Here is a 12,095-nt window from a genome sequence, read left to right on the forward strand (position 1 = left end):
CACTCAAGCGCAGGTTAGCGCTTGTACGCCTTCACTTCGGCTTCACGCAGGCGCGGAGCCAGCTTGTCGAGCACGCCGTTGACGAACTTGTGACCGTCGGTCGAACCGTAGACTTTCGCCAGTTCGATGCCTTCGTTGATCACTACGCGATACGGCACGTCGACGCGCTTGAGCAGCTCCCAGGTGGACAGGCGCAGTACGGCCAGTTCAACCGGATCCAGCTCTTCGAGGGTCAGGTCCAGGCACGGCGTCAGCGCGGCGTCGATCTCGGTCAGGTTGGCCGGGACACCGTGCAGGATGTCGTGAAAGTAGCTCTGGTCGGCAAAGGTGAAGTCGTTATCGACGCGAAATTGCGCTTCGATTTCGTTCAGCGACGTGCCGGCCATGTGACGCTGGTAAAGCGCCTGGGTCGCGAGCTGACGAGCCGCACGACGCTTTTCGCTTTTCGAGGGCTTGCCGGCGTCCGCTGGACGCTCGTCGCGTGGGTTGAAACGATCGCTCTCGTCGGAAATCACTTGGCCTCCAACTGCGACAGCAGGCTGACCATTTCCAGGGCGGACAGCGCGGCTTCAGCGCCTTTGTTACCAGCCTTGGTGCCGGAACGCTCGATGGCCTGCTCGATGGAATCAACGGTCAGTACGCCGAACGCGACAGGCACGCCGAATTCCATGGACACCTGGGCCAGGCCCTTGGTGCATTCGCCAGCCACGTATTCGAAGTGCGGAGTCCCGCCACGAATGACCGCGCCCAGGGCGATGATCGCCGCGTATTCGCCCTGTTGAGCAACTTTTTGCGCAACCAGTGGAATTTCGAAGGCGCCGGGGGCACGGATGATCGTGATGTCGCTCTCGCTCACACCGTGGCGAACCAGGGCGTCCACGGCACCGCTTACCAGGCTTTCAACCACGAAGCTGTTGAAGCGGCCAACCACCAGGGCATAGCGGCCTTTGGGGGCGATGAAGGTACCTTCGATGGTCTTCAGGGTCATTCGACAAATCTCTTAAAGAGCCGGGACGCGAAAAGTGCGTCCCTCAGTGATGATTTAACCGCGAACAAGGGGCAACAAACGCCAGCCTTTATTCGGAGGGCACGTATTCTACAACTTCCAGATCGAATCCGGATATCGCATTAAATTTCATCGGCGCGCTCATCAGGCGCATTTTGCGCACACCGAGGTCACGCAGGATCTGCGAACCGGCACCGACGATGCTGTAGGTGGTCGGCGTTTTCACCTGGGTCTGCTCGGCGGTTTCGCGGATATGCGCCAGCAACACGTCGCCGTCCACCGGGTTACCCAGCAGCAGTACCACGCCGCTGCCGGCCTCGGACACCGCAGCCATGGCGGCGCGCAGGCTCCAGCGGCCCGGTTGCTTGACCATCAGCAGGTCGCGCAGCGGGTCCATGTTGTGCACGCGCACCAGGGTCGGCTCGTCGGCGCAAATGGTGCCCAGGGTCAGGGCCATGTGCACGTCGCCTTCCACTGAATCACGGTAGGTCACCAAATTGAATTGGCCCAGTTCGCTGTCCAGCGGCTGCTCGGCAATCCGCTGAACGGTACGTTCGTGGATCATGCGGTAGTGAATCAGGTCGGCGATGGTGCCGACCTTGATGTTGTGTTCGGCGGCAAAGGCTTCGAGTTCGGCACGGCGAGCCATGGTGCCGTCGTCGTTCATCACTTCGCAGATCACGCCACTGGGCTCGAAACCGGCCATGCGCGCCAGGTCGCAGGCGGCTTCGGTATGGCCGGCACGGGCCAGGGTGCCACCCGGCTGGGCCATCAGCGGGAAAATATGGCCGGGGCTGACGATGTCTTCGGCCTTGGCATCTTTCGCGGCAGCGGCTTGCACGGTGCGGGCGCGGTCAGCGGCGGAAATGCCGGTGGTGACGCCGGTGGTCGCTTCGATCGACACGGTGAACTTGGTACCAAACCCGGAACCATTGCGCGGTGCCATCAGCGGCAGCTTGAGCAGCTCGCAGCGCTCGCGACTCATGGGCATGCAGATCAGCCCACGGGCATGTTTGGCCATGAAGTTGATGTGCTCGGGCTTGCAGGCCTCGGCGGCCATGATGATGTCGCCTTCGTTTTCGCGATCTTCATCATCCATCAGGATGACCATCTTGCCTTGGCGGATGTCTTCAACCAGTTCTTCGATGCTATTGAGCGCCACGCGGCACCCCCTTGGTCAGGATTTGAGATAGCCGTTGGCGGCCAGAAAACTTTCAGTGATGTTGCCTGATGCAGGCTCTGCGGCCTTATCGCCCAACAGCAGGCGCTCCAGGTAACGGGCAAGCAAGTCGACTTCCAGGTTCACCCGGCGACCCGGCTGGTACGAGGCCATGATGGTTTCGCTGAGGGTGTGGGGAATGATGGTCAGTTCGAATTCGGCGCCGTTCACGGCGTTCACGGTCAGGCTGGTGCCATCGACAGTGATCGAGCCTTTGTGGGCGATGTATTTGGCCAGCGCTTTGGGGGCGCGGATGCGAAATTCCACGGCTCGCGCATTTTCGCTGCGCGCGACCACTTCGCCGACACCGTCGACGTGGCCGCTGACCAGGTGACCGCCCAGGCGGGTGGTCGGCGTCAGGGCTTTTTCCAGGTTGACCGGGCTGCCGGCCTTGAGGTCGCTCATCGCGGTGCAGTCCAGGGTTTCCCGGCTGACATCGGCGGCAAAGCCATTGCCCGGCAGCTCGACGACGGTCAGGCACACGCCGCTGACGGCGATGCTGTCGCCCAGCTTGACGTCGCCCAGGTCGAGCTTGCCGGTGTCAACCAGCAGGCGCACGTCGCCACCTTTGGGGGTCATGGCGCGGATGCTGCCGATGGATTCGATAATGCCGGTGAACATGGCCTTCTCCTGGAAACGGGTGCGGGCACTTGAGCGCCCGGTCAGAATTATACGCTCGCTGCTGGCATAGGGATGGCAGTGACTCGCCAGTCGTCGCCTACAGCGCGCATCTCAGTGATCTTGAGTTGGGGGGCATCGGCCAGTTTCTCAAGCGGCCAGTCGAGCAACGGCCGCGCAGCGCAGCCGAGGAACTTGCCGGCGACGAATATCACGTATTCGTCCACCAGGCCCTGCTGGGCAAATGCGCCCGCCAGGCTTGGGCCCGCTTCCACCAACACCTCGTTGACGCCGCGCGCCGCGAGAGCGACCAGGGCTGAGCGCAGGTCGACCTGGCCTTCCACGCCGGGCACCACCAGGCACTCGGGACCGCGAGGGAGCTGGTTCTGCGCAGTGACACAGGTGATGACCAATGCCGGTCCGGCCTTGAAGAACGGGGCATTGAGCGGCACACGCAGGCGGCCGTCGATCAATACGCGCAACGGCGGACGCGACGTGGCCAGGGCTGTGGTTTCGGCATCCAGGCCCAGCTCGGCGGCGCGCACGGTCAAACGAGCGCCGTCAGCCAGGACGGTATCGGCGCCGGTCAGCACCACGCTGGCCTCGGCGCGCAGGCGCTGCACGGCGGCGCGGGCGGCGGGGCCGGTAATCCATTGGCTTTCGCCGCTGGCCATGGCGGTGCGACCGTCCAGGCTCATCGCCATTTTGACCCGCACGAACGGCAGGCCGTGTTCCATGCGCTTGAGAAAGCCTCTATTAAGGGCCCGCGCCTCACCTTCCAATACGCCGCTACGCACCTCGATCCCCGCCTGGGCCAAGCGCTGCATACCGCGCCCCGCCACTTCCGGGTTAGGGTCCTGCATCGCCGCGACCACCCGTGCCAGCCCCGCGCTCACCAGCGCATCGGCGCACGGCGGCGTGTGACCGTAATGGCTACAAGGCTCAAGGGTGACGTACGCCGTGGCGCCGCGCGCCTTGTCGCCGGCGGCGCGCAGGGCATGTACTTCGGCATGGGGTTGGCCGGTACGCTCATGCCAACCTTCGCCGACAATCTGCCCATCGCGCACAATCACGCAGCCCACCCGAGGGTTGGGGTGGGTGGTGTACAGGCCATTGCGCGCCAACTCCAGCGCGCGGGCCATGTAATGGGCGTCGAGGACGGCCTGTTCAGCAGAGGGAGGGTTCATTGTTTGGAGGGCTCACGGGCCAGGCGGTCGATCTCTTCGCGGAACTCGTTGAGGTCCTGGAAGCGTCGATACACCGAGGCGAAACGGATATAGGCGACTTCGTCGAGCTTTTGCAGCTCGCCCATCACCAATTCTCCCACCACCAGGCTCTTGACCTCGCGCTCGCCGGTCGCACGCAGCTTGTGCTTGATATGCACCAGCGCCGCTTCCAGGCGCTCGACACTCACCGGGCGTTTTTCCAGGGCACGCTGCATACCGGCGCGCAGTTTTTCTTCGTCGAAAGGCTGGCGGCTGCCGTCGGATTTGATCAGACGTGGCAATACCAGTTCGGCGGTTTCGAAGGTGGTGAAACGTTCACCGCAGCCAGAGGCCAGGCATTCGCGCCGGCGACGCACTTGGTCGCCCTCGGCGACCAGACGCGAGTCAATGACCTTGGTGTCGTTGGCACCGCAGAAGGGACAGTGCATGGTGGCAGGCAACAAAAAAAGGGAGGGCCATGGTAGCGCATCCCCGTGGCAAGACAAGCCATAGCCTTTACGGTATATAGGCTGACGAATATGTTTCTTACATTTAAAGACACGGATTTTTGTCCTTTCTGGAGCCGTACATGCAGTTACGACCACTTGTTTTGCTCACCCTGGTCAGTTTTCTGGTCGCCTGCAGCAGCGAAGCCCCCAAGCCGTCCGTACCGCAACCGGTGCCGGCGCAAGAGAAAAAAGTCCCCGGTATTGAAGACCTCGGCCCACTGCCGGCTTACCAGCGTGAAATCAACGGCAGCCTGACCAACGTGCCCGCAGGCGCCGAAGTCGAGATGGCCCTGCTGGTGATCGACGATCGTTCGCGCCCGCAGCAACTGCTCGCCAGCAGCGTGTTGACCGGTAACGGCAAGCCCCTGGCGTTCCGCCTGCGCTTCAACCCCGAGGCCTTTCCGGCCGGTGCGCGAGTCGAACTGCGCGGCCGCGCCAGCCAGTCCGGACAGTTGATCCTGCACCTGCCGGCCGTGCGCATCACCCAGGCGATCACCCAGACCACCGGCCCGCTGGAACTCGTCAAGGCACCATGACCCCACCGTTGGACTTGCAGCGCGCCCTGAGCGAGCTGATCGGCGACGCCCACCTGGTGCCCTGCCCGCTGCCGGGCACCGAGCTGTCGTTGTGGCTGCTGGATGCGGACAACATGGACCGGGCCTTCAGCTCCGAAGAAACCCGGCGCATCCTGCATGAACCGCCCTACTGGAGTTTTTGCTGGGCCAGCGGCCTGGCACTGGCGCGATACCTGGCGGCCAACCCTGAGTGGGTCGCCGGCAAGCGCGTGCTGGATTTTGGTGCCGGTTCCGGCGTGGCCGCGATTGCGGCCGTCAAGGCGGGCGCATTGGAAGTAGTGGCGTGTGACCTCGACCCGCTGGCCTTAGCCGCTTGCCGCGCCAATGCCGCGCTCAATAACGTGGCATTAACCTACTCGGCGGACTTTTTCGCCGAAACCGACCGCTTCGACCTGATCCTGGTGGCCGACGTGCTCTATGACCGCGCCAACCTGCCGTTGCTGGATCAGTTCCTTACCCGTGGCCGTGAAGCGCTGGTTGCGGATTCACGCGTGCGGGACTTTCAGCACCCGGCCTATCAGCGCCTGGAGATACTGGACGCATTGACGTTGCCCGACCTGGCCGAGCCTTGGGAGTTTCGCAAGGTGAGCCTGTACCATTCGCGGCGCCAGCCCTTATAGTTGCCCCATTCCCGCTTTATTCGAGACGCCCCATGAGTGAGCCCACGCCGTACATCTTCGACGTCACCACCGCCAACTTCGACCAGGCCGTGATCCAGAACTCCTTCGAAAAACCCGTCCTGGTGGATTTCTGGGCCGAATGGTGCGCGCCGTGCAAGGCGCTGATGCCGATGCTGGCGCAGATTGCCGAGAGTTATCAGGGCGAGTTGCTGCTGGCCAAGGTCGACTGCGAGGCCGAGCAGGACATCGTCGCGCGGTTTGGCATTCAAAGCCTGCCGACCGTGGTGCTGTTCAAAGATGGACAGCCAGTGGACGGTTTTGCCGGCGCGCAGCCGGAGTCGGCGATACGTGCGTTGCTCGCGCCGCATGTGCAGATGCCGGCGCCGAAAGCGGCTGATCCGCTGGAGCAGGCCCAGGCGCTGTTCGCTGACGGCCGCATCAGCGAGGCCGAGGCCGTGCTGGTCGCGCTGTTGGGCGAGGACAATACCAATGCCGCCGCGCTGATCCTGTATGCGCGCTGCCTGGCCGAACGCGGCGAGTTGGGTGAGGCCCAGACCGTGCTCGACGCCGTCAAAAGCGATGCGCACAAAGCCGCCCTCGCCGGGGCCAAGGCGCAGATCACCTTCCTGCGCCAGGCTGCCGATTTGCCCGACGCCGCCGACTTGAAAAGCCGCCTGGCGCAAAACCCGCAGGACGATGAAGCCGCCTATCAACTGAGCATCCAGCAACTGGCGCGCCAGCAATACGACGCAGCGCTGGAAGGTTTGCTCAAATTGTTTATCCGCAACCGCGGCTACAGCGAAGGCCTGCCGCACAAGACGTTGCTGCAGGTATTCGAACTGCTGGGCAATGACCACCCGCTGGTCAGCGTGTACCGCCGCAAGTTGTTTGCCGCGCTGTACTAATCGCCGATCCAGCTGTACAGCGGCGTGTCTGCGCCGCTGACCACTTTGACCTGGGCGCTGTGGCGCAAGCGCACCAACAGGCGCTTGGCCGCCGCCGCGTCGCCGGCCAATCCTTCCAGTTGATCGAGCAGCTCCAGGCCGCTGAGTTGCCCGGCCTTGCGCAACAGGTCCTGGGCGTTCTGCCACAGGTCCTCACGCGGTTTGACCGCTGCCGCTGACGGTGCGCTTGGCGCGGCCACGGGGGCGGCCTGCAATTGCGCGCCCAACCGTGCCCAATCGCCGTCATCCAGCTCCAGCGTCAAGTCCACCGGCAGGTCGCCGACGGTTCCACGAATTCGCAACATCGTCCTTCTCCTGCAGTTTTTTCTGACGGGCATGCTCCCATGCGGCTTGCGCAACGCCAAGCGGACGGTCAAACTCTCGGCCTTATTGTTATAAGATCACATAACAAAACTTTCATCTCCTGGAGCTTACTCATGCGCCGTCTGTTGCTTGCTTTGCCGTTTGCCCTGCTGCCCCTGGCCATTGCCCATGCGGCGGACGAACATGACCACGATCATGAGCATGGCAGCCTCGGCGCTCACGAACATGGCGTCGGCCGCCTCAACGCCGTGCTCGACGGCCAAGCCCTGGAGCTTGAACTGGACAGCCCGGCGATGAACCTGGTGGGTTTCGAACACCTCGCCACCAGCGCGGCGGACAAAGCCAAGATCGCCGCTGTACACAAACAGCTCGAAAACCCTCTGGCCCTGTTCAACCTGCCCAAGGCCGCCGGTTGCGTGGTCAGCTCCCAGGAGCTGAACAGCCCATTGTTCGGCGACAAACCCGAAGCGGAGCATGACGATGATGATGACGACCACGACGCCAAAGACGGCGCCCACGAACACCATCACGACCACAGCGAAATCCACGCCCACTATCAGTTCACCTGCGCCACGCCAACCGCGTTGAGCAACCTGGACCTGAGCCAGGTATTCAAGACCTTCCCCGCCACTCAGAAAATTCAGGTACAACTGATCGGCCCAAGCGGCCAGCAGGGTGTTGATGCGACGGCCCAGGCAGCCACCCTGAAGTTCTGAGATACCCATGACTCAAGCCTTAATCGAACTGTCTGACCTGGGCTTCAACTGGCCCGGTCACCCAACGTTGCTGGACATCCCCGCGTTCCGCCTGGAACGCGGGGAAACCCTGTTTCTCAAAGGCCCCAGCGGTAGCGGCAAAACCACGCTGCTGGGCTTGCTCGGCGGCGTGCAGAAGCCCAGCCAGGGCAGCATTCGCCTGCTCGGCCAGGAGTTGACCGAGTTGTCCGCCGGGGCCCGCGACCGCTTTCGCGTCGACCACACCGGCTACATCTTCCAGCAGTTCAACCTGCTGCCGTTTCTGTCGGTGCGCGAGAACGTCGAGTTGCCTTGCCACTTTTCCAAGCTGCGCGCACAACGGGCCAAACAGCGTCACGGCAGCGTCGACCAAGCCGCCGCCGCATTGCTCGCGCACCTGGGGTTGAAAGATAAAGACCTGCTGGAGCGCCGCGCCGATTCGCTGTCCATCGGCCAGCAGCAACGGGTGGCCGCCGCCCGCGCACTGATCGGCCAACCGGAACTGGTGATTGCCGACGAACCCACCTCGGCCTTGGACTACGACGCCCGCGAAGCTTTCCTGCAACTGCTGTTCGCCGAATGCCGCGACGCAGGCGCCAGCCTGTTGTTTGTCAGCCATGACCAGAGCCTGGCGCCGCTGTTCGACCGCAACCTGTCGCTGGCCGAACTCAATCGCGCCGCCACGCCCGCAGAGGTTTGAGATGTATTTGTTTCGTCTAGCCATGGCCAGCCTGGCTAACCGTCGCTTTACTGCGATCCTCACCGCCTTCGCCATCGCCCTGTCGGTGTGCCTGTTGCTGGCGGTGGAGCGCGTACGCGTGGAGGCACGCAACAGTTTCGCCAGCACCATCAGCGGCACCGACCTGATCGTCGGCGCCCGTTCCGGTTCGGTGAACCTGCTGCTGTATTCGGTGTTTCGCATCGGCAACGCCACCAACAATATTCGCTGGGACAGCTTCGAGCACTTCGCCGCCAACCCCCAGGTGAAATGGGCGATCCCGATTTCCCTCGGTGACTCTCATCGCGGCTACCGCGTGATGGGCACCAACCAATCCTATTTCGAACACTACCAGTACGGGCGCAGGCAAAACCTCGAACTTGCCAGCGGCCGCGCCTTCGCCACCGACCCGTTCGAAGTGGTGCTCGGCGCCGAAGTCGCCGACGCATTGCACTACAAGCTCGGCGATAAACTGGTGCTGGCCCATGGCGTGGCGGTGGTCAGCCTGGTCAAGCACGACGACAAACCCTTCACCGTGGTCGGCATTCTCAAGCGCACCGGCACGCCGGTGGACCGCACGTTGCACATCAGCCTCGGCGGCATGGAAGCAATCCACATCGACTGGCACAACGGCGTGCCGGCCCAGGGCAAAGGGCGCATCAGCGCCGATCAGGCGCGCAACATGGACCTGACCCCGCAGGCCATCACCGCGTTCATGCTGGGCCTGAACAACAAGATTTCCACCTTCGCCCTGCAGCGTGAGATCAATGAGTTTCGCGGCGAGCCGATGCTGGCGATCCTTCCGGGCGTAGCGCTGCAAGAGCTGTGGAGCATGATGGGCACCGCCGAAAAAGCGCTGTTCGTCATCTCGCTGTTCGTGGTGTTGACCGGCTTGATCGGCATGCTCACGGCGATCCTCACCAGCCTCAACGAGCGCCGCCGCGAGATGGCGATTTTACGCTCGGTGGGCGCGCGGCCTTGGCACATCGCTACATTGCTGATCTTCGAAGCGTTCGCCCTGGCCTTGTCCGGCGTGATCGCAGGTGTCGGCTTGCTGTACGTATGCATCGCCGCCTCACGCGGGTATTTGCAGGCCAACTATGGCCTGGACCTGCCGATGGCGTGGCCGAGCGAATATGAATGGACCTTGCTCGCCGGTATCCTGGGCGCTGCGCTGTTGATGGGCAGCGTGCCCGCCTGGCGCGCCTACCGACAGTCTTTGGCCGATGGCCTGTCCATCCGTTTATGAGGAAGGTTTCGATGCGTCGTGCCCTGTTTGCACTGTTATTGCTGGTGGTCGTTCCTGCATGGGCGGAAGAACAACCCAAGGATTTGTCCTGGCAGGAGATGATCCCGCCGGACGCGCCGCCGGAAGTGCCCAACATGAAACCGCTGCACAATTTGTCGAACATGGCCGATGCCTTGTCCGTCGAAGCAGCGCCGGCCGCCAAGCAGGATTTGCCCAACGCGCCGGTGGTGCAGAGCCTCGATGGCCAGCACATCCGTTTGCCGGGCTATATCGTGCCGCTGGAGGTCAGCGAAGAAGGTCGCACCACCGAGTTTTTGCTGGTGCCGTATTTCGGCGCGTGCATCCATGTGCCGCCGCCGCCGTCGAATCAGATCGTGCATGTAAAAAGTGAAGTCGGCGTGAAGCTCGACGAGCTCTATCAGCCGTATTGGATTGAAGGCGCGATGCAGGTCAAACCGTCCACCAGCGAGCTGGCCGATGCCGGCTACCAGATGGATGCCGAGAAGATTTATATCTACGAACTGCCGGAATAACGCTGATCGCCCTTTCATTGAGCTGAGTCAACAGACCGAACGGAACGATCTTTACCATTGGACGCACAACTTTTAAACGTCCTTTGGAGCTCCCATGAATAAGTCTCTGCTCGGCGCGTCCCTCTTCGCGCTCGCCCTCGTCGCCCCTGTTGCCCACGCTCACGAAGCCGGCGATATTCTGGTTCGCGCCGGTGCAATCACCGTGAACCCGAAGGCCGACAGCAGCACCGTCAAAGTTGACCAAGGTCCACTGGCCGGCGCCAACCTGGGCGGCAAGGCAACCATGAGCAGCGACACTCAACTGGGCCTCAACTTCGCCTACATGCTTACCAACCACGTCGGTATCGAACTGCTGGCGGCCACGCCGTTCGAGCATGACGTGAAGATCAAGGGCACCGCCCTCGGCGCCGCCAACGGTAAGCTCGGCACCCTGAAACACCTGCCGCCGACCCTGAGCGTCGTGTACTACCCACTGGACAACAAGTCCGCGTTCCAACCGTATGTAGGCGCCGGTATCAACTACACCTGGATCTACGACGAACACGTCGGCAGCCGCGCCTCCGAAGCCGGTTTCAGTAACTTCAAGGCCGAGAATTCCTGGGGTTGGGCCGCGCAGATCGGTGCTGACTACATGATCAACGACAAGTGGATGATCAACGCCCAGGCGCGTTACATCGACATCAGCACCAAGGCCACCGTGGAAAACAACGCCGTGGCGCCGGGTACCCGTGCCAAGGTGAATGTAGACGTGGACCCAATGGTCTACATGGTGGGTATCGGCTACAAGTTCTAAGCCTGTTTTAACCAACACTTCATAACCCATGTGGGAGGGGCGGTGCGACGATTCGACTTGCTCCCGATAGCAGTGGATCAGTCAATGAATCTGTTGACTGTCAACTCTGCTATCGGGAGCAAGCCCCCCCACATTTGGTTTTGCGTTGGATTCAGCTGTGGCGGTAGAACCGGTCCAGCAACGCCGGCAGCCCCGCCCGCCATGCCCGTGGCTTGATGCCGAAGGTATGCAGGATTTTTTTGCAGGCCAGCACCGCATGTTGCGGTTCGTCCGCCGCATCCGGGCGGGCCGCATGGGCCTGGGCAGTGGGAGCTTCGATAGCCAGCGCGTGGAAGTTGCGCGCTTCGGTGAGGATCGCCTGGCCCAGCGCCAGCGGCGTGGTCGCCTCATGCCCGGCATAGTGGTAAGTGCCCCACAGCGGCGCGGCGCAATCGAGTTGCTTGAGCACCGAGATGATCACGCGCGCGGCATCATCCACCGGCGTCGGGTTGCCGCGACGATCGTCCGCCATCAGCAACTCATCCGGTTGTTCGGCCCGGGCCAGGAAGCGCCCCAAGGTGCCGTCGACACTGTCATCCAGCAGCCAGCCAAAGCGCAGCAGCACATGCTGCGGGCAGGTGGCGCGCACGCTCTGTTCAATACGCCACAACGCCTGGCCGCGCAGGCCCAGGGGCACCGGCTCGTCCTTTTCGCTGTAGGCGGTGGCGCGGGAGCCATCGAACACGCGGTAACTGGACGGTTGCACCAAGGTGATGGTGTGGTGCTGACACAGTTCAGCCAGGCGTTCGATGGCGAACTCCTGGGCGGCCAGACGGGTTTCGCTGACCGCTTCGGCCTGGAACCAGTCGAAATAGTAGGCGAGGTTGATCAAGGCATCGGGACGGGTGTCGTCGAGCAATTGGGTGAGGCTCGCGGCATCCCAGCCGTCTTGGGGCGGTTTGGGGGCGAGGAAACCGATGTCTTCCTCCGCACCGAGGCGAATCAGCGCCTGCCCGAGGGCATTCCCGCCGCCCAGTAACATAAGGCGCATTCGCATAGATTGAGCAGG

Annotated in this window: 16 protein-coding genes; 8 read left to right on the forward strand and 8 right to left on the reverse strand. The window is 62.7% G+C overall.

What is annotated here, in order from left to right:
- Window positions 1-14 precede the first annotated feature (14 nt).
- From nusB to nrdR, 6 genes are all read right to left on the reverse strand, one after another.
- Window positions 15-515, reverse strand: coding sequence for a transcription antitermination factor NusB (nusB, locus tag PSH66_RS26530; protein ID WP_003176355.1), 501 nt, complete (start codon window positions 513-515; stop codon window positions 15-17).
- Entirely contained in the window at window positions 512-988 is a 477-nt protein-coding gene (gene ribE, locus PSH66_RS26535; protein WP_003176356.1) for a 6,7-dimethyl-8-ribityllumazine synthase, read from the reverse strand. Before ribE ends, nusB begins: the two co-directional genes overlap by 4 nt.
- Window positions 989-1,076: 88 nt before the next feature.
- Window positions 1,077-2,168 (reverse strand): bifunctional 3,4-dihydroxy-2-butanone-4-phosphate synthase/GTP cyclohydrolase II, encoded by a 1,092-nt coding sequence (gene ribBA / locus PSH66_RS26540; protein ID WP_003176357.1) that lies wholly within the window; start codon window positions 2,166-2,168, stop codon window positions 1,077-1,079.
- 15 nt (window positions 2,169-2,183) lie between these two features.
- Window positions 2,184-2,846, reverse strand: coding sequence for a riboflavin synthase (locus PSH66_RS26545; RefSeq protein ID WP_003176358.1), 663 nt, complete (start codon window positions 2,844-2,846; stop codon window positions 2,184-2,186).
- A 47-nt stretch (window positions 2,847-2,893) separates the two neighbouring features.
- The gene (gene ribD / locus PSH66_RS26550; protein WP_305427962.1) at window positions 2,894-4,030 is read right to left on the reverse strand and encodes a bifunctional diaminohydroxyphosphoribosylaminopyrimidine deaminase/5-amino-6-(5-phosphoribosylamino)uracil reductase RibD; all 1,137 of its coding nucleotides are present in this window, start codon (window positions 4,028-4,030) and stop codon (window positions 2,894-2,896) included.
- Complete coding sequence (nrdR, locus tag PSH66_RS26555) at window positions 4,027-4,497, reverse strand: transcriptional regulator NrdR (protein WP_042945960.1); 471 nt, start codon at window positions 4,495-4,497, stop codon at window positions 4,027-4,029. The genes ribD and nrdR overlap by 4 nt, the downstream gene beginning before the upstream one ends.
- Window positions 4,498-4,637: 140 nt before the next feature.
- On the opposite strand from nrdR, the gene PSH66_RS26560 reads away from it, so the two are divergent.
- Genes PSH66_RS26560 through trxA form a run of 3 tightly spaced genes read left to right on the forward strand, consistent with a single transcriptional unit; the run spans window position 4,638 to window position 6,657 of the window.
- Window positions 4,638-5,093, forward strand: a complete 456-nt coding sequence (locus tag PSH66_RS26560) for a YbaY family lipoprotein (protein ID WP_003176361.1) — start codon at window positions 4,638-4,640, stop codon at window positions 5,091-5,093.
- Window positions 5,090-5,752, forward strand: a complete 663-nt coding sequence (locus tag PSH66_RS26565; protein WP_003176363.1) for a methyltransferase — start codon at window positions 5,090-5,092, stop codon at window positions 5,750-5,752. Before PSH66_RS26560 ends, PSH66_RS26565 begins: the two co-directional genes overlap by 4 nt.
- 32 nt (window positions 5,753-5,784) lie before the next feature.
- Window positions 5,785-6,657 carry a thioredoxin gene (gene trxA, locus PSH66_RS26570; protein WP_141063404.1) on the forward strand — a complete coding sequence of 291 codons (873 nt, stop codon included), beginning with the start codon at window positions 5,785-5,787 and terminating at the stop codon, window positions 6,655-6,657.
- On the opposite strand, the gene PSH66_RS26575 is transcribed toward trxA, so the two are convergent.
- Window positions 6,654-7,001, reverse strand: coding sequence for a hypothetical protein (locus PSH66_RS26575; RefSeq protein ID WP_003176366.1), 348 nt, complete (start codon window positions 6,999-7,001; stop codon window positions 6,654-6,656). The two genes, trxA and PSH66_RS26575, sit on opposite strands and share 4 nt — an antisense overlap.
- A 132-nt stretch (window positions 7,002-7,133) precedes the next feature.
- Here PSH66_RS26575 and PSH66_RS26580 point away from each other — a divergent pair, with 132 nt between their 5' ends.
- The 5 genes from PSH66_RS26580 to PSH66_RS26600 all read left to right on the forward strand — a co-directional run bounded on the left by PSH66_RS26580 (window position 7,134) and on the right by PSH66_RS26600 (window position 11,047).
- The gene (locus PSH66_RS26580; protein ID WP_141063403.1) at window positions 7,134-7,736 is read left to right on the forward strand and encodes a DUF2796 domain-containing protein; all 603 of its coding nucleotides are present in this window, start codon (window positions 7,134-7,136) and stop codon (window positions 7,734-7,736) included.
- 7 nt (window positions 7,737-7,743) lie between these two features.
- Window positions 7,744-8,454 carry an ABC transporter ATP-binding protein gene (locus PSH66_RS26585; protein ID WP_003176368.1) on the forward strand — a complete coding sequence of 237 codons (711 nt, stop codon included), beginning with the start codon at window positions 7,744-7,746 and terminating at the stop codon, window positions 8,452-8,454.
- 1 nt (window position 8,455) lies between these two features.
- Complete coding sequence (locus PSH66_RS26590; protein WP_003176369.1) at window positions 8,456-9,721, forward strand: ABC transporter permease; 1,266 nt, start codon at window positions 8,456-8,458, stop codon at window positions 9,719-9,721.
- An 11-nt stretch (window positions 9,722-9,732) separates the two neighbouring features.
- The gene (locus PSH66_RS26595; protein ID WP_078826264.1) at window positions 9,733-10,254 is read left to right on the forward strand and encodes a DUF3299 domain-containing protein; all 522 of its coding nucleotides are present in this window, start codon (window positions 9,733-9,735) and stop codon (window positions 10,252-10,254) included.
- A 94-nt stretch (window positions 10,255-10,348) separates the two neighbouring features.
- Window positions 10,349-11,047 (forward strand): OmpW family protein, encoded by a 699-nt coding sequence (locus tag PSH66_RS26600; RefSeq protein ID WP_003176371.1) that lies wholly within the window; start codon window positions 10,349-10,351, stop codon window positions 11,045-11,047.
- Window positions 11,048-11,198: 151 nt separating this feature from the next.
- Here PSH66_RS26600 and PSH66_RS26605 read toward each other — a convergent pair whose 3' ends face one another.
- Window positions 11,199-12,083, reverse strand: coding sequence for a sugar nucleotide-binding protein (locus PSH66_RS26605; RefSeq protein WP_042945347.1), 885 nt, complete (start codon window positions 12,081-12,083; stop codon window positions 11,199-11,201).
- Between the last annotated feature and the right edge of the window lie 12 nt (window positions 12,084-12,095).

This window comes from Pseudomonas sp. FP597 (assembly GCF_030687435.1).
Lineage (GTDB): Bacteria > Pseudomonadota > Gammaproteobacteria > Pseudomonadales > Pseudomonadaceae > Aquipseudomonas > Aquipseudomonas lactucae.

Coding starts and splice junctions, on each gene's coding strand:
- ribE (WP_003176356.1), bottom strand. CDS start 988: ATGACCCTGAAGACCATCGAAGGTACCTTCATCGCCCCCAAAGGCCGC.
- nrdR (WP_042945960.1), bottom strand. CDS start 4,497: ATGCACTGTCCCTTCTGCGGTGCCAACGACACCAAGGTCATTGACTCG.
- PSH66_RS26580 (WP_141063403.1), top strand. CDS start 7,134: ATGCGCCGTCTGTTGCTTGCTTTGCCGTTTGCCCTGCTGCCCCTGGCC.
- PSH66_RS26565 (WP_003176363.1), top strand. CDS start 5,090: ATGACCCCACCGTTGGACTTGCAGCGCGCCCTGAGCGAGCTGATCGGC.
- PSH66_RS26545 (WP_003176358.1), bottom strand. CDS start 2,846: ATGTTCACCGGCATTATCGAATCCATCGGCAGCATCCGCGCCATGACC.
- PSH66_RS26585 (WP_003176368.1), top strand. CDS start 7,744: ATGACTCAAGCCTTAATCGAACTGTCTGACCTGGGCTTCAACTGGCCC.
- PSH66_RS26575 (WP_003176366.1), bottom strand. CDS start 7,001: ATGTTGCGAATTCGTGGAACCGTCGGCGACCTGCCGGTGGACTTGACG.
- ribD (WP_305427962.1), bottom strand. CDS start 4,030: ATGAACCCTCCCTCTGCTGAACAGGCCGTCCTCGACGCCCATTACATG.
- PSH66_RS26590 (WP_003176369.1), top strand. CDS start 8,456: ATGTATTTGTTTCGTCTAGCCATGGCCAGCCTGGCTAACCGTCGCTTT.
- PSH66_RS26560 (WP_003176361.1), top strand. CDS start 4,638: ATGCAGTTACGACCACTTGTTTTGCTCACCCTGGTCAGTTTTCTGGTC.
- PSH66_RS26600 (WP_003176371.1), top strand. CDS start 10,349: ATGAATAAGTCTCTGCTCGGCGCGTCCCTCTTCGCGCTCGCCCTCGTC.
- PSH66_RS26595 (WP_078826264.1), top strand. CDS start 9,733: ATGCGTCGTGCCCTGTTTGCACTGTTATTGCTGGTGGTCGTTCCTGCA.
- trxA (WP_141063404.1), top strand. CDS start 5,785: ATGAGTGAGCCCACGCCGTACATCTTCGACGTCACCACCGCCAACTTC.
- PSH66_RS26605 (WP_042945347.1), bottom strand. CDS start 12,083: ATGCGAATGCGCCTTATGTTACTGGGCGGCGGGAATGCCCTCGGGCAG.